Raw genomic sequence first — 23,591 nt, forward strand, 5'->3', positions numbered from 1 at the left:
CGAACGCGGCTTCGCTTGGATCAATCGCTTCCGCAAACTCACCATCCGATATGAACATCGTGCCGATATTCATCATGCGCTTACAACGCTCGCCTGCCCCATCATCTGCCTGAGGGCACTACATCAGAGGTTTTGAAAGGCGCTCTAAAGGGGTCTCCCCAAAGTGTGGGGTCTTCCGCAACCTGTGGGCAAACAGAGCCTGTGCGTGCCCGCAAACCACTGAAAAGATTTGCGTAGTCGCGATTTTCAATATCTGGGTTTTCACCATAAAGAATTTCGGATCTCGTCTCGAAAATATGCAATGATTATAGCAAATTAGGGCGCCTAGATTATAGCAGACTGCCCACACTTTACAAAAGACCCCTCGATGTGAGGCAGAGCCCGTTTCCGTGCTACGACACTGTCCATGGAAACTAAAACACCCATCCCGCTTGCGATCCTCGTGGGCATCCAGACGCCTGATATTGATGACATCGCGCATCAAGGCAGCCTTGAGGAACTGGGGCGCCTCGTGAAGACGCTTGGCTATGAAGTGGTCAGCACTGTATCGCAAAAGCGCGAAGGCACCGGTGCCGCGTTGCTGCTAGGTAGCGGCAAGCTGGCGGAACTGGCGGCGCTCACCGGAGGCAGCGGCGTAGTTGGTCCGATGGCGTCGGTGCCAAAGACTAAAGCGCGACAGCGGTTCGAAGGCGTCGCCGATCCAGCAGAGCCCTACCAGGACGCGGTGCGCAAACCGCAGTTTGTCATCGTTGACCATGAGCTTTCGCCCAGTCAGATTCGCAACCTGGAGCGGGCCACCGGTGCCGAAGTGCTGGACCGCACGGGAGTCATCGTGGAGATTTTCCACCGGCACGCCAATACCCGCGAGGCGAGATTGCAGGTGGAGATGGCGCGCCTGAAATACGTCGCCCCTCGCTTGAGGGAGTCGTCGGGAGGTGGCGGGCGTCAGCAGGGTCCTGGTGCCGGCGAAAGCGCACTTGCGCTCGACCGGCGCAAGGTCCGCGATCGGATTTCGGAGCTGAAAGACCAATTGGAGGCCGTGCAGCGGGATAGCGACCAGCGCCGGTCCGCCCGCCGCGACCAGCTGCGCGTGGCGCTGGTCGGCTATACCAATGCCGGCAAATCGTCGCTCATGCGCGCCCTTACCGGCAGTCAGGTGCTCGTGGAAGACAAGCTATTTGCCACGCTCGACACCACTGTCCGGGTGCTGCAGCCAGAGACCCGGCCCCGCGTGCTCATCTCCGACACGGTTGGCTTCATCAAGCAGCTGCCGCACGATCTGGTCGCATCGTTCCGCTCCACTCTGGCGGAGGCGCTGGAAGCTTCCCTATTACTGTTCGTGGTTGACGCCTCAGACCCGACCTATGAAGCCCAACTGGAGGTCAGCGAGGGCGTGCTGCGTGAAATTGGGGCGGATGTCGTGCCATCGCGCTTGATTCTGAACAAATTGGACCGGGTGGACGTTGATCGGCGCGCTGCATTAGTACAAAAACATCCCGATGCGATCCTGCTCTCCGCGCACGCTCCTGATGACGTGAGCGCATTGCGAAACACCATCATCGCGTTTTTCGAAACTATGATGGTGGAGGATACGCTGGTACTCCCTTATTCAAAACAAGGTTTGATCGGAGAGGTTTATGAAAGTGCGCGTGTGTTGTCGGAGGACTACAACGATACAGGTCTCGTGCTGACGTTGCGCGGCTTGCCTGCTGCTATCACAAGGCTGCAACGGAGCGTTGCAGTGCAATGAGCCGCCTATTCAGTAATGAAGATATTAGATGGGCTTGCACCTTCGGGAAGTTAGATTGGAAAATTCAATGGCGTGTGGCGACCGAGGCTATGTAAAACCCCACTGGTAGGCAGGCCGCGTATGCGCTCGGTGACACCGATGTCGGTTTGCAGTCGATTGAAGACTAGTTTGTCACCGAGCGACGAGCGTCTTCGGCACCGTAAATCCCTACTGACAGATCAACTCGCAATTGAAGACGCAAGTTAAATTTATATAGGCAGATGCATGGCCCGAAAATATTTGAAAAATGATTCCTCTGAAGATCTACCTACCGAAGAGGAGGGTACGGTGATGGTAGAACCGTGCTGGCTCTGTAGCAGACCTATCGGCAAGTCCATTGTCTTGCATCATCCTGTGCCCAAGAGCCGAGGCGGGCGCGATGTCGTGCCCATGCATCCCATTTGCCAGCAGACGCTGATCGCCAATTTCACCAATTCCGAATTGCAGCGCCATGGGATGGATGTTGAAGGCTTGCTGGCCAACCCGGATGTACGCAAATTTGTCGATTGGGTGGCGAACAAGGAACCCGACTTCACCGCAACCACAGCCAAGAAGCGGCGTTAGTTAGGCATAGGCGTCGGCGTTCGAGAGGCGTTTGCCATTCGCGATATGATCCGTGCGCCTTGCTTCCGCTCATTCGGTGCCATTGCCCCTTAATCGAACCCAGGCAGTCTTTCGTTCTATCGCCGTGGTGGATAGCCCGCACAAGCGTCGGTGCTATCAATAATTCATCTGATTCATTCCGCAGCTGTGCGGCGGAAGTGCGACGTCGAGCTGTAATGGAGCATATTTTTCATATTGGCGAGAGAATACGCCCTATCAGGCTCATTACGAGCCGAGGTTCTGCATTATTCACCATCAACGTCTTGAATCGAGCAACGCTAGATAATGCGGCCTCCTGAATCAGCCGTGCGCTACCTCATTCTCCCAGAAGATAAGGAACGAATACCTCTTCGACCTTCCATCGCTTCCTCGAAGGCCTTGCTCAAAGTGATACCGTAAGAAGGTATCGAGAGCCGCGCGGTTGCGCTTGATACCGTAGGGCCACTAATCCTCACCCAACACTTTGCGATTGTCGGCGATCAGCGCCGTGAGCCATGGGACCATGGTTGTCATGCTGTTGAAGGTCATGCCTTTTACGAGTTTCTCCTCGCACGTACCTTTAGCATTCTTAAAGCCCTGATACACCGCTTTCACGACGACAGGCTGACGCTCTGCCAGTTCACGCTTGACTACAATCAGGTGCATCATCGGAAAGATGCCTGTGCGACGAAAATCGTCGCGCTCGACGTTCACATAGTTTTCGAACAAGCGCCCAACGGCGGGGTTGCCTTCAAGATAAGCGGCACCTTAGCCGGCCATAACGGGCAGCACCCCTGTCATCCAGGCGGCGTCAGCTTTCGCCGGACGGCATCCGCCAGAATGATCATCCAGAGATGTCACGCCCCAGAACAGAACAAAATACGAACTTTTCCTTGACTTCACCAGCAAAGCGTCAATTTATGACCCGCTACTGGGGAGGTGACTATGTCTCAAACCGCGTCAGTTTAGCGGAGCTCTACGAGATGCTGGCTGCCAGAAAATCAAGTAGAGACATGGTGATGCACCGGCGCGCTGCACTAGGCACTTATGGCGCCATGCAGCGAACCTCTCTTTACCCTCCGCAGGCCTGATCAGATCTCTGTTCCTAGAAACCCTTGAATCGCAGCGACTAAAGCTTCCCTGCCAACTGGCTTTTCGAGAATGAGCATTGGGGCGGAGATTTCGTCGGCCTTTTTTTCCAAAACTGGCGTATCTGAAAGAAAAACAATCGGCAGCGCCGGGTGAACATCGCGCGCAAGCTTAGCGAGCGCCAAGCCTGAGATTGATTCCTCGGACATCTCAAAAGCTGTAATCAGTAGATTTGGCGTATACTTATCCCGCAACGGCTTGACGACATCACTTGCCATTTCGGCAAGCTCCACCTCGTAACCGGCCTCGCTAAGGACAGCATCAAGCCAATCCCGCACAGTTTCATCACCATCAATGCAAAGTATAGCAGGCATTTGGTTCTCCTCTTGGCAACCTATCGCAGGATCAATCCCCCAAGATCTAGCCATCGATGTGATCGTTCCGGTCTTCTCCTCTCAATGTCCCAAGATGTCGTGCCGGAGCTTGTACTGCCAAACTGGCGCCGGCTTCTCCCGTGCCATGCACCCACGGAGTCGCGGGGGTTTCTACAGTGACTTGGGTTGCACCGCCCATGGTCGGCTATCGTGCGCTCAGTCGCCTGATGGATCAGCCTAAGAGTAGGCCCCGCCAATGGAGATGGTCAGCGCGTGCTTGCGCCGCGTGCGGCCGGCCGCCCGGGGATGAGCGGTGCTTCTATCGCCTCGAAATCACGACCGATCTTTTTGGCGACGTCCTCCTATCCCGCCAATGGGGGACGTATCGGCACGGATGGCCGTCTTACATTTGAAGTTTATCCTGATGAGGCGACTGCTGCAGTGGCTCTTATTCGGCACGACATTCGCAAGCGGCGGTGCGGTATTCCGACCTACCGAGACAATAGTGCGCCGGCCATGTAGCCCGATCCGTGAGCGGCAAAGTGATTATGGATTTTGGAGGACGTTCGCATTTCCTCGATAGCCGAACACGTTTGGCAAATAAATATCGGAGGAAATCATGGCGAACCTCGACACCGAGTATACAAGTGGACGCTTAATCGCTACCAGTAAGGTCAATGGAACGGCCGTCTATGACACGGCGGGCGAAAAGCTCGACAGTATCTACGATGTCATGTTGGACAAGCTTTCCGGAAAGCCGGATTTTGCCGTCATGAGCTTCGGCGGCATTTTCTGGATGGGCGCGCGCTACCACCCGTTGCCGTGGAATCAGCTCAAATATGACACCGGCCTCGGAGGCTATATCATCAACGCGGATCGTAGCCGGCTTGAAGGCGCGCCCAGTTACGAGGCAGATGAGCTTTCGATCTGGGATGATAAGCGCAGCAACGATATCGATATCTACTACGGCAGTGAGCCACGCTACGATATTGGGTCTCTCGACGACACGGGACTGAGATCCCGAAACGCCATCTAATTTGGTGACATAACTATTGGGAGTGGGCCTGACTATCGTCCGGGCCCACTCTGTCGTGGAGTGGCGATTTTCGTTCTGCGAGCAAATTCTGAGTGGTTATGGTGGCAGAAAAAGATTGTGCGACGACTGTCTTTTCTAAAGTTCGTCAGCGTTCACCTCGAAGTGATGCAACCTAGATGCATTACACTCTCGCGCACGAGATAATTTGCCTATTTCATAGATAGAAGAAAAGATCGTCCGAGAGAAAGCAATCGATGATGCGCAAGACATCTGTGCTAGCTTCGGCTTTATTGCTGACTGCCTGTGGCTACGGCGCTTCGCGAGACGCGCATCTTGCTCAGATCAGCATGATTGGCATGTCGTCGGCCGACCTTCTTGCCTGTGCGGGTCCCGCGGCAAAATCAACCAGAATCAACTCAGTCGCCCATGTGGACAGCTATATCTACAATCCTGGTTCCAATAACGGTTTGACCGTGACGCTCCCGCTTGATTTGGGAGGTGTCAATCTTGGCGCATCAGGCACAGGCTGTATCGCTAGCGTGCGTATCGTCCGCAATACTGTGACAGAGATCCACTATACCGGCTCCAACGACATGACCATCGGTGATGAAGGCGTATGCGATCCTATTTTCCGAGGATGTCTCCGCCAGCCGGAAGCGACAATGCAGCCTGTCAACGGCTCTGACTACGACAAATCCTCGGGTTTCCATTCGCCGGCTGTTCCGCCTCAAACGAGTGAAGGCGAAACCTGGCAACCATGATATTGCGCTGCGGGCCACATGCGCAAAATAATTGCCATTACACGCGGATTTCGCATTCCGCTCTCTTATGAAAGCTGGAGTTCAGATTGCGTCCGGATTTCACGCCAGTATTTACGCCACGCCATATATCGTGGGCTCAGCGCTGAGAGAGCCGCGTCAATCCTCCCGTATCGAAACATAGCGGCATCGGCGAGGTTGATAACAAAAGGATTGGGCTGCATCTGATTTTGGATGTCCAACCGCAGCAGCGCATTGACCGCCGCCTGCTCGCGGCCGTCACCTAGAAAGTCTGCGAGCAGAGCCAAACCGATTGCAGCGGACCGGCTGCGTCCATACTCGCAGTGGACTGCAATTGTTGGAGGCGCAGCCGGGGGGCCATCGAAGAAATCAGCGCCCGAGCGCACTAAGCGCCCAAAGGCAATCGCCGCGTCAATCTGCTGCATCGTTGGGCCGACAGCCCGTCGGTAACGCGGCACGCCAATATCGTCGAACCGAAGCTTGAGGAGACGAGCGCTTTCGTTCCCCGTCACCTGTGCCAGCGCCAAATCAAGCTGCCGATTTGTCGCGGCATGCGCACCTTGGATTGAAATGACGGCGTCGGCACCCTCGGCTGCGCCGTTCTCCACCTCGGACCTCGATAAAATTTTGATACGCACGTCACGGTCCCTTTCACGCAAGCGCTGACCATGCAGCGGGTCACATCATTTCATGGCGCCATCCCGACGCCTGGCCGGCCTGGGTTCTGCCTTCACGTCGAAGGCGGCCGGCCAAACGCAGAGAAACCGGGCAAGCGATCGCCTTGACCCTTACCCGACTTGAGAACAAATGGGGAACAGAGTTTTACCCTACTTTTCGGATGTACCCCATTGCGGCCTCGTCCCGCCATCGATGCTCTGCGCCCTCGACCCCGAACGGGTCGCGATTTGCCGAGCTGATGTCTCAGAAGCCGCCGATGTCGCCCGCTACATCACGATGGCCTCAGAAAAATGGGGCGCTTTCGACGTTCTCTTCAGCAATGCAGGCAATCCCGGTTTGATCGCGCCTTTGGCCTCGTATGACGATGAGGCCTTCGACCGTACGCTGCGCATTCATGCACGTGCGGCCTATCTTGCCTGCAAAATGGCACCGCCCAAAATGCGCGATGCGGGGAGCATTATCGTAACCTCCAGCATGGCTGGGGTGAGAGGAGGATCGGGTTGCGAGAACAATATCGCCTACACGGTGGCGAAACATGCGCAGACCGGCGTGGTGCGCGCGGCGGCGCGAGCCTGGGCGCATCGCGGTATACGAGTTAACTCTTTAAACCCAGGGCCGATCGACAATCCCTTCCAGCTCGAGATCGAGCAAAGGCTGAGCGAAGCGACTGGCAAGGACATTACCCGCACGATCGATGACGATATCCCCCTTGGCCGTCATGCCCAGCCCGAAGAAGTCGCGAAGGTCGCGCTTTTCCTGACCTCAGAGCTGAGTGGCTTCCTAACAGGGCATATCTACGCCGTAGATGGAGGTCTCGCGAGCTGAGCCAAGCCGGCCAGATCGCGCCATCTCTGAAGCAAAATAGCTAAACTTTTGGCGAAGGCGGAGGTTGGAGGTGCAAGCCAACAGGAACCGCTTTCGAACTGGAGTTGGATCGCATGAGTGTCATCAGGCGTCTTTGGGCCCTTGACGGTGGACGATTGTCAGAAGACCGTAACAAGCTTGTCCTGCGGCAGAGCGGGCCCGTGACAGTACCTTGCCCCTCTTTCTTGATGGAGCATGACCGCGGCCTTGTTCTGCTTGATACGGGGTTGGCGCCGAACGCGGCGGAGGATGCCAGCGCAACCTACGGGTCTTTGGCCGATCGGCTCAATATTTTGCTCAGTCGCGAGCAGTGCATCGATCGTCAAATTGAACGCTTGGGCTTCAAAACAAGCGACGTCGATTACGTCATCATGTCCCATCTGCATTGGGATCATACCGGCGGTATGTATCTTTTCCCACAGGCAAAATTTTTTGTCATGCAAGGGGAATTACAATACGCTTACTGGCCGCTTCCAGGCAGCCCGCCCTATCGGCGCGAGGACATCGACCCGACCAGGGGTTTCGATTGGCACGAAATTGATGCACCTGATTTTGATTTCTTTGGTGACGGCACTCTCAGACTGTTGCATATGCCGGGTCATACCCCAGGCAATGCCAGCCTGATCGTCAGGCTTGGAAGTGGGAACGTCATTTTGGCGTGCGATACCGCTCATCTCCAATCTGGTCTGCGTGATGATCTTCCGATGCCGTCGGACTGGAATACGATGGAATCCGTTCGGTCGATGCGCAAACTGAAACAGATCGCGCATGTCCTCGATGCTTCGATATGGATACCGCATGACGTCGAGGACTGGGACCGATTCCGTAACCTGATGGCGCCGGACATCTGCTTTTGATCAGCCCGGCAGAAGCGAGGGGATTTATGATTGAACGACGGGCTGTGCCGACGAATGATGGTGCAGGACCTGCCACCGGGACCCAGATTGGCGCAGCACAAAGGTAAACCGTGCGGGAGTCTCTACTCCGTCTCCGCCCTGCCTCTTCGTGAAAAAATAGAAACCGACAGCCATGACGCTATCTTCAGACAGCGGAACAAGCCTGAAATCGCCAAGGGTAACGGTCGTGGTACCCTTGAAATAAGTGCTTATAGCCTGTGCCCCCTCATAGAGGGTGGGGCTAGAGGTGCCGTGCAGAAGCGCGTCCTTGTCGTAGAGTGCAAGCAGGGCGGCCGTATCATGGCTGTTGAAGGCCTTTACCCAGTGCACCAGGAAAGCTTTTGCATTCATGGCCTGGTCTCCGGCGCTTGTCGCATCAGTCTCTATCATCTGGCCAGTTTACCAAAGTGATACTCTACTGCAAGAAGCGTCAAACATGCTCGTTTTACGGCGTGAGCTGAATGTGATCTTCCACATCGAATAGTCTCCATTACAGGCAGTATTGAGAGCAGAGATACGGCTCGGGTGCCCCCACCTGATGTCGATGTTCTTTAAGGGTCTTCCGCAAACTGTGAGCAAACAGAGCCGAACCTCTGCAGGTTGCGCGAACTAACAGACCTTCACGTGATTTTCCTGCGCAATGCGGGTCAACTCGCCCATAATCCGGCTGGATTTGGCCGGCTCGCGCGACCAGACACTGCGCCCGACGATCAGACCCTGAGCGCTCGCCGCCACTGCCTCCTGCACTTCCCGCACGGCATCGGCGTAACCGCTGGTCATTGCGCCATCGGCAATCACTAACGGCGCCTCCAGCTCCTGCACCAGCTTCACCGTGGTATCCGCACCGGGGAGAGCGATCTTGATGATGTCGGTGCCGACATCATTATCGATAGGCGGCAGTTTGTCACCGCCACCAACCTAGTACCGGTTGCCACGCTAGCGGCCTGCGCAGAGCAAGGCGGCGAGTGCGGCAGCAGGTGCTCGGCAATGGTCACCAACAAAAGCTCGCGCAGTTCGCCGGAATCGAGGATACGACTGTCATGGCCAAGGTGATGCCGGCCATAAGGACGGTAATAGTGGTCGGTCGCTCATCTTCTTCTGAAGGAAGCGGCGCCGACCCGCCAATGTCCTTTTGCGTTATGATCTGGTACACGCCTCGAGATATTGAATCAAGGCATATCGGAAGTCTGGTTGCCCTGATCGGGCAAGACGTTACTTAGGAGGTGGTGCTGTTGTGGAGCGTTCGACTAAAGCCGGCAGTATAAGGACCTCCGAGGGTGCGGCTTCACCACACAACTGGGACACCAGATACTCAACGGCGAGCCGGCCGATCTCTACATTGTTGACTTTCATCGTGGTCAATGCCGGATCGATCTCGCCAGCCATGCTGATGTCGTCGAATCCAGTGATCGATAGGTCACGGGGAACTACCAAGCCCATAGTGCGCGCTTCGAACAAAGCCCCAATTGCCAACAAATCATTGCCGCAGATGATCGCGGTCGGTCTTGGTCCGTTCGCTCCCAATATCTGCCGCAACGCCTTCCGCCCAGCGAGGATGCCATACTCGCCCTCGAAAATATGCTGAGGGCGTAACCCCAGTCCTTCGTCAGCGAGCGCACTGCGCACACCGGCAAGCCGGGCCACAATCCTCTCGTTATGAAGGGTCGGCGGCAAGATCATGCCGAAAATCTGATGTCCTAAGGCCAGCAAATAGCGGGTGATTTCAGAAAAAGCGGTCGCGTTGTCGAAGCCCACGCAGGGATGTGTGCTGCCCGGGGCAGACCCATAGGTGATAACAAAGGGAACGCGCCGGGCCTGTACCACTTCAAAAAGCCCAGCCTGCGGGATCTGGCCAAGAACGGCAAGTGCATCCACTCCGCGTGCAAGCATTGTGCGAACCTGCTGCGCCGCTTGGTCCGGATCGTAATTGGAACAGCCGATCAGCAGGGTAATGTCGTGCTCGGCAAAGGCGGCTTGCATGGCTTCCACTTGGGTAGCGAATACTTCCTGCCCGAGGGTTGGGATCACAACGCCAGCAATGGAGGTTCGGCGCCGCGCCAGTGCTGACCCTGCAGCGTGTGGCAGCCATCCCAGAATTGCCGCTGCGGCGAACACACGGTCCCGCACGGCTGGCGCGACCTTGGCGGGAGTGTTGAAGGCTCGGGAGACCGTCGCGGTCGAAACGCCGGCAGCTTCGGCCACGTCTTGGGCACGCGCTGTACGCGGTAGAGTCTGAGTGGCGGCCATCCGGTGTGGTTCAATCCTGATCGACATCTGGGTTTCAGTCTAACATATCTGGATGGAGCCCCGTCAGCCAAGCTGAGCACATAATAGCTCAAAATGTAATCGCATACTTCATGACTACTTGCCACTCTACTAGGTTTTATCAGTTACTTCTTTTCAGAAATGCCTGCGCCATGGCGGTTGAGCTATTTTAATGAAAGCGCTTGCATCGGCAGAGAAGGGTCGATAGCCTGCCGCAAAACAAGCTGAACCGAAAGCGGGCTCGCTGATAAGGTGGCCTTGCAATCACGGTCCGGCCCGCAAGGGAAAGCCAAGTGTCGACGATCATCACCAAGGTGGACGCCTTTCTGTTGCAGGTTCCTTTCACTGGCATTCTGCGCACCGGGATCGACACCGCGTCACCGAGCGATATGGCTATTTTGCTTGTGCGACTTACGACCGATGGGGGCCTAACCGGCTGGGGGGAGGCATTTGGGCACGGCTGTTGCCGAGCGACCAAAGAGGCAATCGAGTCCCTTGTTGGCCAAGCTCTAATCGGGGCTGATGCCGGCGATATCGCCGGCCTTTCGCTTCGGTTGCAGCAACGGTTCCACTTGTTCGGCCGCACTGGTCCCGTACGCTACGCCCTTGCCGGTATCGACATTGCGCTGTGGGATCTCGCTGGTAAATTTGCCGGCCTGCCGCTCTACCGATTGCTCGGCGGGCAGCCGCGCGAGGCAGTTCCAGCCTATGCCAGCCTGGAACGCTATGGGGCCCGGGAGACACTGGTTGCAGCCTGCGAACGGGCGGTCGCTGAAGGCTATCGCGCTATAAAACTGCACGAGATCGACATCGGGCTAATCGAGGCAGCGCGCCAGGCGGTTGGTCCCGGCTACATGTTGATGGCCGACACCAATTGCCCATGGACCGCCGAGGAAGCGTTCGACAAGGCCCGTACCATAACCGGCTGTAATTTGCGCTGGCTGGAGGAGCCGGTGTGGCCACCCGAAGACCATGCCAGTATCGCTACCGTGCGCCGGATCGGCACAAAGACGGCGGCTGGCGAAAATATGGTCAGCCTGATGGAATTCCGCAATTTCTTCGAGGCAGACGCGCTGGACGTGGCACAGCCGAGCGTGGCCAAGATTGGTTTGACGGAGACGCTGAAAGTCATCGCCTTAGCCGAGGCATTCGGCGTCACCGTGGCACCGCATTGCGCCTACTTTGGCAGTGGCTATCTAGCTGCCTTACATCTGGTCGCCGCGATGCCTGGCGATATCTTATTCGAGCGGTTGTTTCTTGATTTTCCTGCCTCCCCGTTCGCGCCATTCACAACAGCCATAGATGGAACCATCGCCGTTCCACAATCACCAGGATTGGGCTGCGAGCCGGCAGCCGAATGGATTCAACACGGCTGAATCCAAATTCCAACGGGAGATGGGACGTGGCAAACAGATTTCGCTGGATCATCGCCGGGCTGTTGTTCTTCGCCAGTATGTTGAATTATCTCGACCGCACCGCACTTGCGATCGTGGCGCCTCTAGTGAAAGCCGATCTGCATATCAATAGTGCTCAATTAGGACTGATATTCAGCATCTTTTTCATAGGCTATGCCTCGTTCAATTTTGTCGGCGGATTTATGGCGGACCGATTTGGCCCGAAGCGCGTCTATGGCGTAGCGATGGCAGTCTGGTCAGTCTTCTGCGGACTCACTTCGGTCGCTGCCGGCTTTTGGCAATTGCTGTTGTTCCGGATCATCTTTGGCCTCGGTGAAGGGCCGATGGGTTCGGTCACGAACAAAACCGTGCGCAACTGGTTCCCTCGCCAGGAGGCCGGGCTGACTGTTGGCATCGCGATATCGGGTGGTAACCTATTTGGCGCGGTGATCACCGGACCACTGGTCGGCTTCACTGCGCTGGCGATCGGCTGGCGCGGATCTTTTGTCGCCGTCATGCTACTGGGGTTAATCTGGCTCATCCCCTGGCTTTGGTTCGCTACCGACCGACCCGACGGAAATAGCCGGGTGAGTGCATACGAATTGCGCTTGATCGAAAGCGGGCGGGCACCGGTGCCCACAGCCACCAAGGGCTCGCTAGGGCGCCATCTTGCTTCACCCACGATCATCGCAATCAGCGTGGCGTTCTTTGCCGCTAATTACATTCAATATTTCTTGCTATTTTGGATGCCAAGTTATTTGACCAGTGCCCGAGGCCTGGACATCAAGACGATGAGCATCGTCACCGTCATTCCATGGGCCGTTGGCATGATCGGCGTTATCGTCGGCGGCGTGGCGAGCGACTTCATACTCCGGCGGACCGGGCGACCGATCTTCGCCCGTAAAGCTATCATCGTCATCGCTCTGCTTCTGGATGCCCTGTGTTTGAGTGCAGTACTGCTCGTCACGACGACTACTCAGGCCGTCAGCCTGATGGCCTTCGTCATGTTTGTCGAAGCGATGATCCCGATCTGCTGCTGGGCTCTGCTGCAGGATTTAGTGCCCTCCGGTCATGTCGGAAGCGTCGGCGGATTTGTCCATTTTGTGTCCAACACCTCCGGGATAGTCGGCCCCGCTATAACTGGTTACATTGTTCAGTCATCCGGTGGCTACGGCAGTTCCTTTGCGTTAGCCGGTGCCGTCGCATTAGTAGGCGCCGGCGCAGTACTATTTGCGGTAAGCGACGGTGCTGGTCCCGTAACCCTCCAACCCTGCACACCCCTAGGCACTACCGAGGACAGGTAGTGGTGCTCACCCCATCTCATCCCAACCACCAGTTCACGGAATAAACATGCAACATCGCTTCCTCGACGGCATTATCGCCGTCATGCTGACGCCCTTTCATGATGATGGCGGCATCGACTACGGCAGTCTGTCACGGCTGATCGACTGGTATATAGCCAACGGCGTGGATGTCCTATTCGCCGTTTGCCAGTCCAGCGAAATGTTCTTCCTGTCGCTGGAAGAGCGTGTGGCACTCTCCCGTTTCGTGGTTGACCAAGCGAGGGGCCGGGTCGCTGTCATCTCGTCGGGACATGTCTCTGACAGCCGAGAAGACCAGCTGACCGAACTGACTGCGATGGCGGCGACAGGGCCGGATGCTGTCGTGCTGATCACCAACCGCCTCGATCCCCGCAACCTGGGAGAGACGGCGTTCCGTTCAAATTTGGATTGGCTGTTGGCGCGGCTACCGGCGGACATGCCCCTGGGCCTTTACGAATGCCCGGCACCTTATCGCCGCCTGCTGGCGGATAGCGAACTCGCTGTCTGCGCCGCTAGCGGCCGGTTTGCCATCCTGAAGGATGTTTGCTGCGACTTGGCAAGAATCGAACGACGCCTGCAAATCGTGTCGGGTTCACCACTGACAATCGTCAACGCCAATGGCACCATCGCTCTCGAAGCCATGAAGCTGGGATCGCGCGGCTATAGCGGCGTCTTCACCAATATCCATCCTGACTTGTACGCCTGGATGTACCGATCCTGGCGCTCACAGCCGGATCTAGCTGAAGCGCTGTCGGCATCGCTCTCTGTCGCCTCCGTTTCAGAATTGATGGGCTATCCGGCGCTTGCTAAGCTGTATCTACAAAAGCTGGGCGTGTTGGACAGCATCCGTTGCCGATCAATCGACTATGACATCCGCGAGCGCTTCTGGTGGGGCGGTGAACCGATCCTCGACAAGATTGGCATCATGTCGGAGCGTTTCCGAAGCGAAATCGCCGCGCTTCCCGTGGCAGCCGAATGACCAGACACCATGATGGTTATCCCAAACCTGTTTTGAGTGATGGCATCTCCAACGACGGTCTGAGCCGCAATCATCTACGCGGTGACTTACCGTATCCAGCAATTTCTGCTGTTGCCCTTATCGCCGCTCGCATCATATCCGGCAATTTCTGACGGACTTTTCGGCCTAAACCGATATCTATCTAACAAGCTGGCTTCTACCGACAGCGTCCGTGGTCCGCTTCCGCCTCAAAAGTCAGAAAGGTCCCGCCTCATGAAAATCAAGACAATAGAATGTTTTCGGCTGCGCGCCCCCGTGAAAGAGGTTCGCGGTGGTAGCAGCGGTTGGGTTACCTCCCGCAGCGCCGTTTTTGTGAAAGTGACGACAGATGACGGTCTCATAGGTTGGGGAGAAGCCGGTCAGACGGGCCCCACAATCATCGTCAAGCACCTTATTGAGCAGGTCATTGCGCCCATCTATATCGAAGCGAATCCGTTCGATGCAGAAGTATTGTGGGAGCGCGCCTATTTGCAAACGCGCGACTATGGGCAAAAAGGCCAAGTGATCGGCGCCATCAGCGGCCTCGATATCGCACTCTATGACATTATGGGAAAAGCGGCGGGGCAACCAATCCATCGGCTGATCGGAGGCCGCATGCGTGCCTCCGTTCCCACTTACGCGACGGGGCTATGGTACCGCAAGGATGGCGACTCCGTCGAAGCGCTGGTCGAGGAAGCCATGCGGTTTAAAATGCGAGGTTTCCGGGCGATGAAGGTAAAAGTTGGACTCGGTGACCTCCGGTATGACGTGGCACGTATCGGTGCGCTGCGCAAAGCACTCGGCGACGAGATTGAGCTTATGATTGACGCCAATCACGCCTTCAATGTCTCTACCGCGATCGAGTTCGGTCGCCGGGTGGAAGAGTTCGATATAGCGTGGCTCGAAGAACCCACCATTCCCGAAGATATCGATGGTTACGCGCATATTAGACAGATGCTAAGGATGCCGATCGCCGGCGGAGAGTGCGATTTTACGCGGTTTGGCTTTCGCCACCTTGTATCCCGGCAAGCCATAGATATCGCGCAACCAGATATCTGCGGATCCGGTGGCTTCACGGAGCTAAAGAAAATCGCCGCAATTACGAACGCCTTCGGCGTGGGCCTCATTCCGCACGTCTGGAACTCAATTATTGGCGTCGTCGCTTCATTGCATCTTGTCGCCTCGTTGCCGGATTGTCCTTCGACGGCCAATCCCAAGCCCTTCCGCCAGCAATCGGGCATTGAGTTCGATCGTTCAGAGAATCCACTGCGTGACAGTTTCGCAGACGGTGTACTAGATTTCTCCGACGGCTATCTGGCTGTTCCCAGCCGCCCTGGACTTGGTATAGAACTCGATGTGCAGCAGCTGGAGCCGTGGATCGAGCAAGACGATCACGAAAAGCTTTCGGTTGTCTACGGCCGGTAGAACGGGTGTAGCGGACGATCATAGATTGGCGGATGATGCCGTCTCAAACTAAAAGACATGAGGTTAAACCACATGCGCCCCAGCCTGCCGTCACGCCGCCTGATGATCATTCAACGAACTGCCATTGCCATGGTCGTCGTCGCCGGTATCGTCAATTTTGGCGACCGCATGGCTTTGTCACTTGCAAATCCTCTCATCCGCCACGATCTCGGTCTTTCTATCACTGACATGGGTTGGCTTCTCTCCGCCTTTCTATGGGCCTATGCTTTTGCCCAGCTTCCCGCCGGAGTAATGGTCGATCGGATCGGTCCGCGATGGCTTCTCGGCTGTGGTCTGATCGCTTGGTCCGTCGCTCAGGCTATCGCCGGTTTTGTGACTAATCTGACCCAGTTCATCCTGCTGCGGGTGATTCTCGGCATCGGGGAGGCGCCGCAATTCCCGGTCGGCGCGCGTGTCGTCAGAGATTGGTTCGGCTTGGCCGCACGTGGATTGCCGACGGGTATCGTCAATAGTGTATCCACCCTCGGGCCAGCCCTCACGCCTCCAATTCTTACCATGATCATGCTGTCGTGCGGCTGGCGCTGGATGTTCCTCCTGCTTGGTCTGCTCGGCATTGCCGTCGGTATTGCCTGGATCCTGCTTTATCGCGATCGGAAATCTTATGACTTAAGGTCAGATGAATGGTCATACCTAACCGAAGGAGACGCCTCAGTTGACCGAGGCCCGGTCACCTTGGCTGAGTGGGGCAGCTTATTCCGTTATCGCACAACCTGGGGTATGATCGCCGGCACGTTCGGCCAAGGCTATGTCTACTGGTTTTATGCCGCTTGGCTCCCCGGCTACCTGGAAATGCAGCGGCATATCAGCATCCCCCATGCCGGCTGGCTTGCCGCAATTCCTTATCTGTTCGGTGTGGTGGGTAGCCTGACCGGCGGCTGGACATCCGACGCGCTGGTTCGGCGCGGTTTTAGGCCGGTCACCAGTCGCAAACTCCTGATCGTCGTCGGCATGTTGGGCGCTTCTGCGTTGACGACGGCAACCGCGGTGATCGACAGTAACGCAGCGGCGCTTTGCTGCATCGCGGTAGCACTGTTTTTCACCAATTTGGCAGGCTCCTGTATCTGGGGGCTTGCGGTTGTCGCGGCTCCCGCGAAGGCCGTGGCCTCCCTCGGTAGCCTACAAAACTTCGGCGGCTATCTCGGTGGTGCTCTCGCGCCTGTCGTCACGGGATTTTCGGTGCAGGCATCGGGATCGTTCACATCGGCCCTGCTGGTAACCGCAGGCATCGGGGTAAGTTCTGCGGTCATCTACTTCATCGTCGTTAGGCATCCGATCGTCTTTCAAGGCGAGCAACTGTGAAGATCACTCTATTTGAAACCATGAGCGCCGATGCTGCCTGGCGAACCTTCAGCTTTTTGAAAATCGGGACGGATAGCGGAATCGTCGGCTGGGCGGAATACAGCGATACGGAAAGTTTCGGAAGCGCGCGGCTGACCCAGGTTCTCGAGGGTCTTAAGTCCGTCATCATGGGGCGCGATCCACGGCCGACGGAGTTGCTTGTATCGACGCTGCACACGTTCACGCGGCATGCCGCGCGCGGCGGCCTCATTCAGCAAGCGATCGGCGCGATTGAAAACGCGCTGCTGGATATAAAGGCGAAGGATTTGGGGCTGCCCGTCTATGCGTTGTTGGGCGGCCCGTTAAGGGACCGCATTCCGGTCTATTGGTCCCATGCCGGAACCTACCGGGTTCATAGTGCGGCCGCATTGGGTGTGCCGCCCCTGCGGAATTACGACGATCTTGCTCAGCATGGCGCGGATATTCGCCGCCTTGGGTTCAAGGCTCTTAAGACAAATATCTTCCTTCAAAGTGACGGCCGGTTGGCATCCTTCGCGCCGGGTCTTGGTCTGACACCCGGATGGCCCGAATTGAATTGTGAGCCTGAGACGATCCGGGCCGTCATCGACACGCTTGGCGCCTTCCGCGCTGGCGCCGGGCCGGATGCCCAATTGATGATCGATCTCAATTTCTATTTTCGCACGGAGGGATTCTTGCGCCTGGCCCGCGCCGTGGAGCCCTATCAACTCGCTTGGTTGGAACTTGACGCCAACGACCCGAGCGCCCTGTCGCTCGTGCGAAAAAACGCTCCCTGCGCCATCGCCAGCCTGGAAACGCTAAGCCACAGGCGTGATTTCCGGCCTTATTTTGAAGCGAATGCTGTGGATGTCGCGATCATCGATCTACTGTGGTCCGGCGTCGGCGAGGCCATTAAAATCGCAGCCATGGCGGACGCATACGACATCAATATTGCGCCTCATAACTACTACGGCCATCTCGCCACCGCGATGACTGCACATTTTTGTGCAACAATACCCAATTTTCGCATCATGGAAGTCGATATCGATAGCGCTCCGTGGCGGGATGAATTCGTCACAGAGCTACCGTTGATTGAGAACGGAGAGCTTGTCTTATCGGATCGGCCCGGCTGGGGCTTGGACATCAATGAAGCGGCGGTACGAGCAAGACCCCCGCGACGATAGAGCAAAGCGCGTCCGGATCAAATCCCGGCCGATTATAGGTCATCACGGCGTCGGAAGTTGTGCTAGCGACAGCAGAGCATCTCTGTGAGGAAGCTTCCTTATTTCCTCAAAGGGAAGATCCCACCATTGGGACGCAAGCAGGCGTTGACAGGTGTCCGCATCAAACCGCGACTTAGAGCGCCCTTCAAAACCATGATGTGAGTGCGCGAAAGCAGATGATCGAGCATGTGATCAAAGTGAAGGCGAGACGAATGTCAGCTCGGCGTTCATAACGAACAGTAAGACGACGCAACCTAGAGATCGATGCAAAGGTTCTTTCTACGACCCACCGATATTTTCCGAGATGACTGCCGCTTTCAATGCCTTTTCTGGTGATGCAATGTTTGATCCCGTGGCTAATGCAGGCTTTGCGACACCGCGCGTAGTCATATCCTTTATCGGCATGGAGTTTGGCCGGCCGATGGCGTGGACGTCCCCTTTTTCGACGGGGAGAGGGAATTGCGTCGAGAAGTGGTTCGAGCATCCGGCTGTCATGAACATTTGCGCCGCTCAGCGAGACGGTGAGCGGATTACCCTGCCAATCAGTGACGATGTGCTGTTTCGTGCCTGGACGCCCGCGGTCCGTCGGGCTTGGCCCTGTCGTTTCTACCCCTCTTTTTGCCGCAATGAACGCGCTACATGCAAGCGCGGCTCCAATCTAACTGATCCCCTCAGTGAAGCTGCGTTAGCAACTCACGATGAAGGCCATCCCACACTCCAGCCATCTGCTAATCCCGAAGGCGACGCCAACAGGTGACGCCAGATCCACACCCGCTTCCCTGGGGCAGCATCTCCCAGGGAATTCCGGTCAGCAATACGAATATGATTCCGGTTAGGTCCGCCCGGTCGGAAACACGTGGCCGACCACCTTGTGGCCGAGGAGGATTGGCAAAAAGCAGCGGTTCGATCATCGCCCATAGTTCGTCGGATACAAGAGATGAAGCCATACAGTTTCATCCCGTATTCACCTTTCGTGTACAAGAGGTTTTTAAAGGTGCTCTTATTCGGGATATCAACACGCCGGCAGATCTACTTTTCGGCTGGTCTACTGCCCTGTCTTTTAGCGGCCAAGTCAAATAGGACAATTGCCGCGATAAGCGGGGCACTCGCCAGCGCATAAAGGCCTCCATTGGCACCAAAACCGATATCTGCCCACACCTTCAAGTTAGGCGCGACGAAGCCACCTAAATTGCCCACCGAGTTGATAATTGCCAAACTACCGGCGGCCGCTAGTCCGGAGTAATAGCCTGATGGAAACGTCCAGAAGATTGCTTGACCAGATATCGCACCCATTTCTGCGAAACACAGCGCTATCACCGCCCAAGTCGGGGGAAGATTTCCAGATGCGATCAGCCCCGCTGCAATCGCGATCAAAGCAAAGATTCCGAAGCCACGAGACAAATTTAGCTTGATGGCAAGGCGAGGAAAAACAAGAGCTGCAAAAGCCGCGCATGCCCAAGGAATGGCCGTCACAAATCCGACCGTTAGTCCAATTTTCATCTTAAGCAATGCACTGATTTGACTGGGCATGTAGTAAACGAGACCATAGCCCGCAACCTGGATGAGGAAATAGATCGCACAGAACCTCAAGAGCTGGAAATCCCGGATTGCAGACCCAAGGCTCATCTGGCCTGCCTGCTCTTTCGCTATGCGCTCCTGTTGAAGGGCGTCAGATAAAGTAATGCGTTCCTCACTGGAAAGCCATTGTGCTTCACTTGGCTTGTCCGTGAGATAGAAGAAAATGAAAATTCCCAGCAAAATTGTGGCAACGCCTTCGATCAGAAACAGCAGTTGCCAATTCAAGAGGCCAAGCACGCCGTGCATGTCGAGGATAGCGCCCGAGGCTGGCGCGCCGAAAATCATTGCGAGGGGCGCTCCTATATAAAATAGGCCAAAAACTTTCCCTCGAAATTTGGCGGGAAACCATGTTGTCATAAATAGGATGGCACCAGGAAAAAATCCCGCCTCCGCCGCACCGAGCAAGAAGCGAACAATTGTGAAACCACGGTCGGTATGTACGAAAAGCATGCAAGATGCCACTAGGCCCCATGTGACCATGATACGGGCCATCCACCGCCTCGCTCCAAAGCGATACAACATAAGATTGCTGGGAAACTCGAACAGCGCATAGCCGATAAAGAAAATCGAGGCGCCTAAAGCAAACGCGATATTTGTCACGCCGGTAGAAGACTGAAACGCCTGCTTCGCGAAAGCGATATTCGCCCTATCCAAATAATTTAGAATATACATAGCCAAAAGAACTGGCAAGAGCCGCCATGTTGCCTTTCTAACGGCACGATCCAGCACAACGCCCGATTGCCCTACGGCAGCATCGTTATGTTCCGACATTATCCTGTTTTGCACCAGAACTTTTCCAATTTGCCACTGCTTGTTCGCGCTATTGCACTAGATGGACAGGTCATCCTGCTTGTGAGCTGCCGGAAAAATTGTCTAGAACATCGTCACGTGCGTTCAGTGTCAGAGGCCGCCAAGGCAGCTCTCCTTTTTAACGAAGCAAACTATGACAGCTTTTCAATTAAGCCGTTATATTGAGATAAAGCGCGTAAACAGAAGTACTCGCTGTCATAAACAGCCGATTCCCCTTCTTTCCACCAAAGCAGAGATTTGCGCACGTCTCTGGAAGATGAACTTTTCCTATAAGATGACCTTCAGGGGTGTAGCATCGGACGCCATCTTCTTCCGGATTGCCCCAACCCATGCTGCACCAGACATTTCCTGCCGCATCCGTCCGTAAGCCATCTGTAAGACCCGGCTTAAAGTCATCCGCGAAAATACCGCCACCTGATAGCTTGCCATCCTGCACATCAAACACACGGATATGGGCAGGGCCGCCATGGGAGATGCCGCTATCGACGATATACAATCTTGTTTCATCCGGTGAGAATGCGAGACCATTTGGTCGCACGAAGTCATCTGCCACAACATTTAGAATGCCGCTGTGGCAATCGAGGCGATACACATTGCGCGGCAACTCCGCGGCCGCCATGTGCCCCTCATAAGGACCATCGATCCCGTATCCTGGATCAGTAAACCAGATGGCGCCATCTGACGCTACGACGATGTCATTCGGAGCGTTGAGAGGCTTATTTTGATAGCTGTCCACGAGGACGCTTATTCTTCCATCAACCTCAGTTCGCGTTACACGGCGGGAGTCGTGCTCGCAACTGATTAATCTACCCTGGCGGTCGCGTGTATTGCCATTGGTATGATTTGACGGTGCGCGAAAGACACTAACGTGGCCATCGTCTTCGAGCCAACGCAATATGCGGTTATTTGGAATATCACTCCAAAGCAAATAACCGCCATCCGGAAAATAAACGGGTCCCTCAGCCCAGTGAAATCCCGTCGCGATTCTCTCTATCGCTGCATTTCCTTGTCGCGCCGTAAATCGCGGGTCCAATGATTCAATTCTTGCGTCAGGGTATCGGGTTGCCGGCAAAGGCCCGAGGGGCGGAAGGTGGATTTTCCCGAACGGCTCTCTGTCACGAAGCATGTTAAAATGGTCCATTCAAAGTTTGGCTTATTGGGAATGGTTGGCGTTTCTTACTGATTTGGCACGAGGTCTCAGGCGAGTGACTGATAAGGCGAGGTCAGTCCTCGCGCGGTTTCGTCACCCCCAATACCCCGACAATGATTATGCCTGTGGCGAGAAACCGTACACCGGCCCCTACACCCAGGATATTCAGCAACGTTACAGAGAGCACAAGGAGAAGAGCCGCTCCCCACACACCCGTTGGGCTGGCTTCGCCACCAGAAATGGCAGTGCCTCCCAAGACGACGACGGCTATCGAAAAGAGTAGATATTCCTGGCCCATATCCAGGGACGCGCCACCAACGGAAGCAGCAAGGAAAAGACCTGTTAAAGCGGCAAAAATTCCTGACAGAATGTAGACGATCGCTATCGTGGAATTTACGCTCAATCCAGTCAGACGAGCCGCGCGAATACTTTGCCCGGAGGCCAGAACTGTTCGGCCAAAACGCGTCTGGCGCAACACCAAACCGACAGTCAGGCTCGCCAGAATGAGAATAATTGCGAGGTCAGGGACACCGGCAAAACGATGAACCGAGATCGCCTGTAGAAGCGGGGACGGAACCGCACTCGCTCCGCGTGAAAATGCAATCGCGAGCGACTGCAAAACAAATCCTGACGACAAAGTCGCGATCATCGGCGGGATCTGCAGGACTTGTATGAGAACGGCATTGCCAATACCGGCGCCAATGCCGATAGCAACGGCGGCACCGCAGGCGCCGAGCGTCCCTGTGGCACCACTAGAGACGCTCAATCCGACAAATCCGGCAAGCGTAATGGTTCCCGGTACCGAGAGGTCAATGTTGCCGCTTCCCAAGGCAATCACCAGCATCTGCCCTAGCCCGACCATGACGTAGAAAGTCGCAAATTGGATCGCGACCTGCCCCACTTGCTCGATTCCCTGCCCTCTCAAAAACGGCAGCATCACGATCATGAGTGCGCCAGCACCCAGGAAAGACCAGATCCAGGAATGAGTGGCAGTCCAACGGCGAAAAGACGACATGCCGGTCATTTCCCCACCCATACGGATAATGTGCGCAGAGCCAACACCAGGGTTAACAGACCGCCCTGCAAGCTAAGCTGCCAATCAGTTGAAATATTGAGGAATGACAAGAGAGAACTGGATAGCAACATGATCATCGCGCCGAAGACGGCGCCAATCGGCGAGACGATGCCGCCCGAGAACTCTGCACCGCCGATAATGGCACCCGCTATCGATAGCAGGGTATATTGGGCTCCCACCCAGGGATCCCCTGTCGTGTTAAGCCCGGAAAGGGTAAGTCCTGCCAGTACACCGCAAAAACCGGCAGCGCCGTAAAGCAGCGCCCTGCCAACGAGAAGCGACCACCCTGCTCGCTCGACAGCCGCAGCGTTGCTGCCTATGCCACGAAGAACCGTGCCGTATGCGGTGCGCATAATCAAATGGTGGGCAATGAATGCTACCACGATTGCGAGAAGGGCCGGCATGGGAACAAGCGGTGTCCGAAACCCCGTCGCCGCGATAAGCCAGTCGGGAACGGTCCCGCCCGGTGTGGGCCTCACGAGAAGAGCCGCCCCCAGCCATATGAAAGAAAACCCGAGCGTTACAACAATCGAAGGTAGCCTGCGGTATTGGATGAAAGCACCCATCGCGGCATAGGCAAAAATAGCGCCCACGAGCGCAATACCGCAAAGCCAAGGCTGATCGGCGAGCCATGACGCTACGATGCAATTGACCAGCGAAACAAATGGGCCGATCCCGAGATCGATATCGCCGACGACAAGGATGCACAACTGCGCCATGGTCGCGAACAACAGCGGCAACGAATACCGTAGCAACAAAGTGAAGCCAAAATAGGACATGACGCGCGGCTGCAAGAAGCCGGTAGCGACCAGCATGGCGAGCAAAGCTAGGATGGGAACAACGACGCGAAGACGATCCGGTGACAGCCGAGAAGGTCGACGCAGCGCCATAGAGGTATGTTTGGACATA

22 protein-coding genes and 2 pseudogenes are annotated in these 23,591 nt (G+C 56.0%); 13 read left to right on the forward strand and 11 right to left on the reverse strand.

Features of this window, described 5'->3' with window-relative positions; translation table 11 throughout:
• From ASILVAE211_RS22775 to ASILVAE211_RS22785, 3 genes and pseudogenes are all read left to right on the forward strand, one after another.
• A pseudogene (locus ASILVAE211_RS22775) lies at positions 1-136 on the forward strand (IS5/IS1182 family transposase); the annotation flags it as partial.
• A 270-nt stretch (positions 137-406) separates the two neighbouring features.
• The gene (gene hflX, locus ASILVAE211_RS22780; RefSeq protein ID WP_227323668.1) at positions 407-1,750 is read left to right on the forward strand and encodes a GTPase HflX; all 1,344 of its coding nucleotides are present in this window, start codon (positions 407-409) and stop codon (positions 1,748-1,750) included.
• 264 nt (positions 1,751-2,014) lie between these two features.
• Entirely contained in the window at positions 2,015-2,353 is a 339-nt protein-coding gene (locus ASILVAE211_RS22785) for an HNH endonuclease (protein WP_227323669.1), read from the forward strand.
• A 483-nt stretch (positions 2,354-2,836) separates the two neighbouring features.
• Here ASILVAE211_RS22785 and ASILVAE211_RS22790 read toward each other — a convergent pair whose 3' ends face one another.
• Positions 2,837-3,085: a hypothetical protein gene (locus ASILVAE211_RS22790; protein WP_227323670.1), complete on the reverse strand. Its 249-nt coding sequence runs from the start codon at positions 3,083-3,085 to the stop codon at positions 2,837-2,839.
• Positions 3,086-3,462: 377 nt separating this feature from the next.
• Positions 3,463-3,834 (reverse strand): response regulator, encoded by a 372-nt coding sequence (locus ASILVAE211_RS22795; RefSeq protein WP_227323671.1) that lies wholly within the window; start codon positions 3,832-3,834, stop codon positions 3,463-3,465.
• A 619-nt stretch (positions 3,835-4,453) separates the two neighbouring features.
• On the opposite strand from ASILVAE211_RS22795, the gene ASILVAE211_RS22800 reads away from it, so the two are divergent.
• A complete protein-coding gene (locus ASILVAE211_RS22800) occupies positions 4,454-4,870 on the forward strand; it encodes a PRC-barrel domain-containing protein (RefSeq protein ID WP_227323672.1) in 417 nt (138 codons plus the stop codon).
• A 254-nt stretch (positions 4,871-5,124) separates the two neighbouring features.
• On the forward strand, positions 5,125-5,631 hold the full coding sequence (locus tag ASILVAE211_RS22805) for a hypothetical protein (RefSeq protein WP_227323673.1): 507 nt from the start codon (positions 5,125-5,127) through the stop codon (positions 5,629-5,631).
• 65 nt (positions 5,632-5,696) lie between these two features.
• Here ASILVAE211_RS22805 and ASILVAE211_RS22810 read toward each other — a convergent pair whose 3' ends face one another.
• Positions 5,697-6,287: a hypothetical protein gene (locus tag ASILVAE211_RS22810; protein ID WP_227323674.1), complete on the reverse strand. Its 591-nt coding sequence runs from the start codon at positions 6,285-6,287 to the stop codon at positions 5,697-5,699.
• 169 nt (positions 6,288-6,456) lie between these two features.
• On the opposite strand from ASILVAE211_RS22810, the gene ASILVAE211_RS22815 reads away from it, so the two are divergent.
• On the forward strand, positions 6,457-7,152 hold the full coding sequence (locus ASILVAE211_RS22815) for an SDR family NAD(P)-dependent oxidoreductase (protein ID WP_227323675.1): 696 nt from the start codon (positions 6,457-6,459) through the stop codon (positions 7,150-7,152).
• A gap of 113 nt (positions 7,153-7,265) precedes the next feature.
• The gene (locus ASILVAE211_RS22820) at positions 7,266-8,048 is read left to right on the forward strand and encodes an N-acyl homoserine lactonase family protein (RefSeq protein ID WP_227323676.1); all 783 of its coding nucleotides are present in this window, start codon (positions 7,266-7,268) and stop codon (positions 8,046-8,048) included.
• Between the two features lie 24 nt (positions 8,049-8,072).
• Here ASILVAE211_RS22820 and ASILVAE211_RS22825 read toward each other — a convergent pair whose 3' ends face one another.
• The 3 genes from ASILVAE211_RS22825 to ASILVAE211_RS22835 all read right to left on the reverse strand — a co-directional run bounded on the left by ASILVAE211_RS22825 (position 8,073) and on the right by ASILVAE211_RS22835 (position 10,289).
• The gene (locus tag ASILVAE211_RS22825) at positions 8,073-8,438 is read right to left on the reverse strand and encodes a DUF4440 domain-containing protein (protein ID WP_227323677.1); all 366 of its coding nucleotides are present in this window, start codon (positions 8,436-8,438) and stop codon (positions 8,073-8,075) included.
• 258 nt (positions 8,439-8,696) lie between these two features.
• Positions 8,697-8,987 (reverse strand): beta/alpha barrel domain-containing protein, encoded by a 291-nt coding sequence (locus ASILVAE211_RS22830; protein ID WP_264479069.1) that lies wholly within the window; start codon positions 8,985-8,987, stop codon positions 8,697-8,699.
• A 312-nt stretch (positions 8,988-9,299) separates the two neighbouring features.
• Positions 9,300-10,289, reverse strand: coding sequence for a LacI family DNA-binding transcriptional regulator (locus ASILVAE211_RS22835; protein WP_319799629.1), 990 nt, complete (start codon positions 10,287-10,289; stop codon positions 9,300-9,302).
• 356 nt (positions 10,290-10,645) lie between these two features.
• Between ASILVAE211_RS22835 and ASILVAE211_RS22840 the strand changes: the two genes are divergently transcribed.
• The 6 genes from ASILVAE211_RS22840 (at position 10,646) to ASILVAE211_RS22865 (ending at position 18,030) form a co-directional block, all read left to right on the forward strand.
• Entirely contained in the window at positions 10,646-11,728 is a 1,083-nt protein-coding gene (locus tag ASILVAE211_RS22840; RefSeq protein ID WP_227323678.1) for a mandelate racemase/muconate lactonizing enzyme family protein, read from the forward strand.
• A gap of 26 nt (positions 11,729-11,754) precedes the next feature.
• Positions 11,755-13,050 (forward strand): MFS transporter, encoded by a 1,296-nt coding sequence (locus ASILVAE211_RS22845; protein WP_227323679.1) that lies wholly within the window; start codon positions 11,755-11,757, stop codon positions 13,048-13,050.
• A gap of 46 nt (positions 13,051-13,096) precedes the next feature.
• Entirely contained in the window at positions 13,097-14,047 is a 951-nt protein-coding gene (locus tag ASILVAE211_RS22850; protein WP_227323680.1) for a dihydrodipicolinate synthase family protein, read from the forward strand.
• A gap of 252 nt (positions 14,048-14,299) precedes the next feature.
• On the forward strand, positions 14,300-15,490 hold the full coding sequence (locus tag ASILVAE211_RS22855) for a mandelate racemase/muconate lactonizing enzyme family protein (RefSeq protein ID WP_227323681.1): 1,191 nt from the start codon (positions 14,300-14,302) through the stop codon (positions 15,488-15,490).
• Positions 15,491-15,562: 72 nt separating this feature from the next.
• Positions 15,563-16,849 carry an MFS transporter gene (locus ASILVAE211_RS22860; RefSeq protein WP_227323682.1) on the forward strand — a complete coding sequence of 429 codons (1,287 nt, stop codon included), beginning with the start codon at positions 15,563-15,565 and terminating at the stop codon, positions 16,847-16,849.
• Positions 16,846-18,030, forward strand: a complete 1,185-nt coding sequence (locus ASILVAE211_RS22865) for a mandelate racemase/muconate lactonizing enzyme family protein (RefSeq protein ID WP_227323683.1) — start codon at positions 16,846-16,848, stop codon at positions 18,028-18,030. Before ASILVAE211_RS22860 ends, ASILVAE211_RS22865 begins: the two co-directional genes overlap by 4 nt.
• A 184-nt stretch (positions 18,031-18,214) precedes the next feature.
• Here the strand turns inward: ASILVAE211_RS22865 and ASILVAE211_RS22870 are convergent.
• The 5 genes and pseudogenes from ASILVAE211_RS22870 to ASILVAE211_RS22890 form a co-directional block, all read right to left on the reverse strand.
• Positions 18,215-19,016: pseudogene (locus tag ASILVAE211_RS22870) on the reverse strand (IS5 family transposase).
• A gap of 82 nt (positions 19,017-19,098) precedes the next feature.
• Positions 19,099-20,418, reverse strand: coding sequence for an MFS transporter (locus ASILVAE211_RS22875; RefSeq protein WP_227323684.1), 1,320 nt, complete (start codon positions 20,416-20,418; stop codon positions 19,099-19,101).
• 187 nt (positions 20,419-20,605) lie between these two features.
• Positions 20,606-21,598: an SMP-30/gluconolactonase/LRE family protein gene (locus ASILVAE211_RS22880; protein WP_319799630.1), complete on the reverse strand. Its 993-nt coding sequence runs from the start codon at positions 21,596-21,598 to the stop codon at positions 20,606-20,608.
• An 82-nt stretch (positions 21,599-21,680) separates the two neighbouring features.
• Positions 21,681-22,631 (reverse strand): ABC transporter permease, encoded by a 951-nt coding sequence (locus tag ASILVAE211_RS22885; RefSeq protein WP_227323686.1) that lies wholly within the window; start codon positions 22,629-22,631, stop codon positions 21,681-21,683.
• Positions 22,628-23,590 (reverse strand): ABC transporter permease, encoded by a 963-nt coding sequence (locus tag ASILVAE211_RS22890; RefSeq protein ID WP_227323687.1) that lies wholly within the window; start codon positions 23,588-23,590, stop codon positions 22,628-22,630. Before ASILVAE211_RS22890 ends, ASILVAE211_RS22885 begins: the two co-directional genes overlap by 4 nt.
• Position 23,591: the final 1 nt, after the last annotated feature.

It is taken from the genome of Acidisoma silvae (genome assembly GCF_020618775.1).
Classification (GTDB): Bacteria; Pseudomonadota; Alphaproteobacteria; order Acetobacterales; family Acetobacteraceae; genus Acidisoma; species Acidisoma silvae.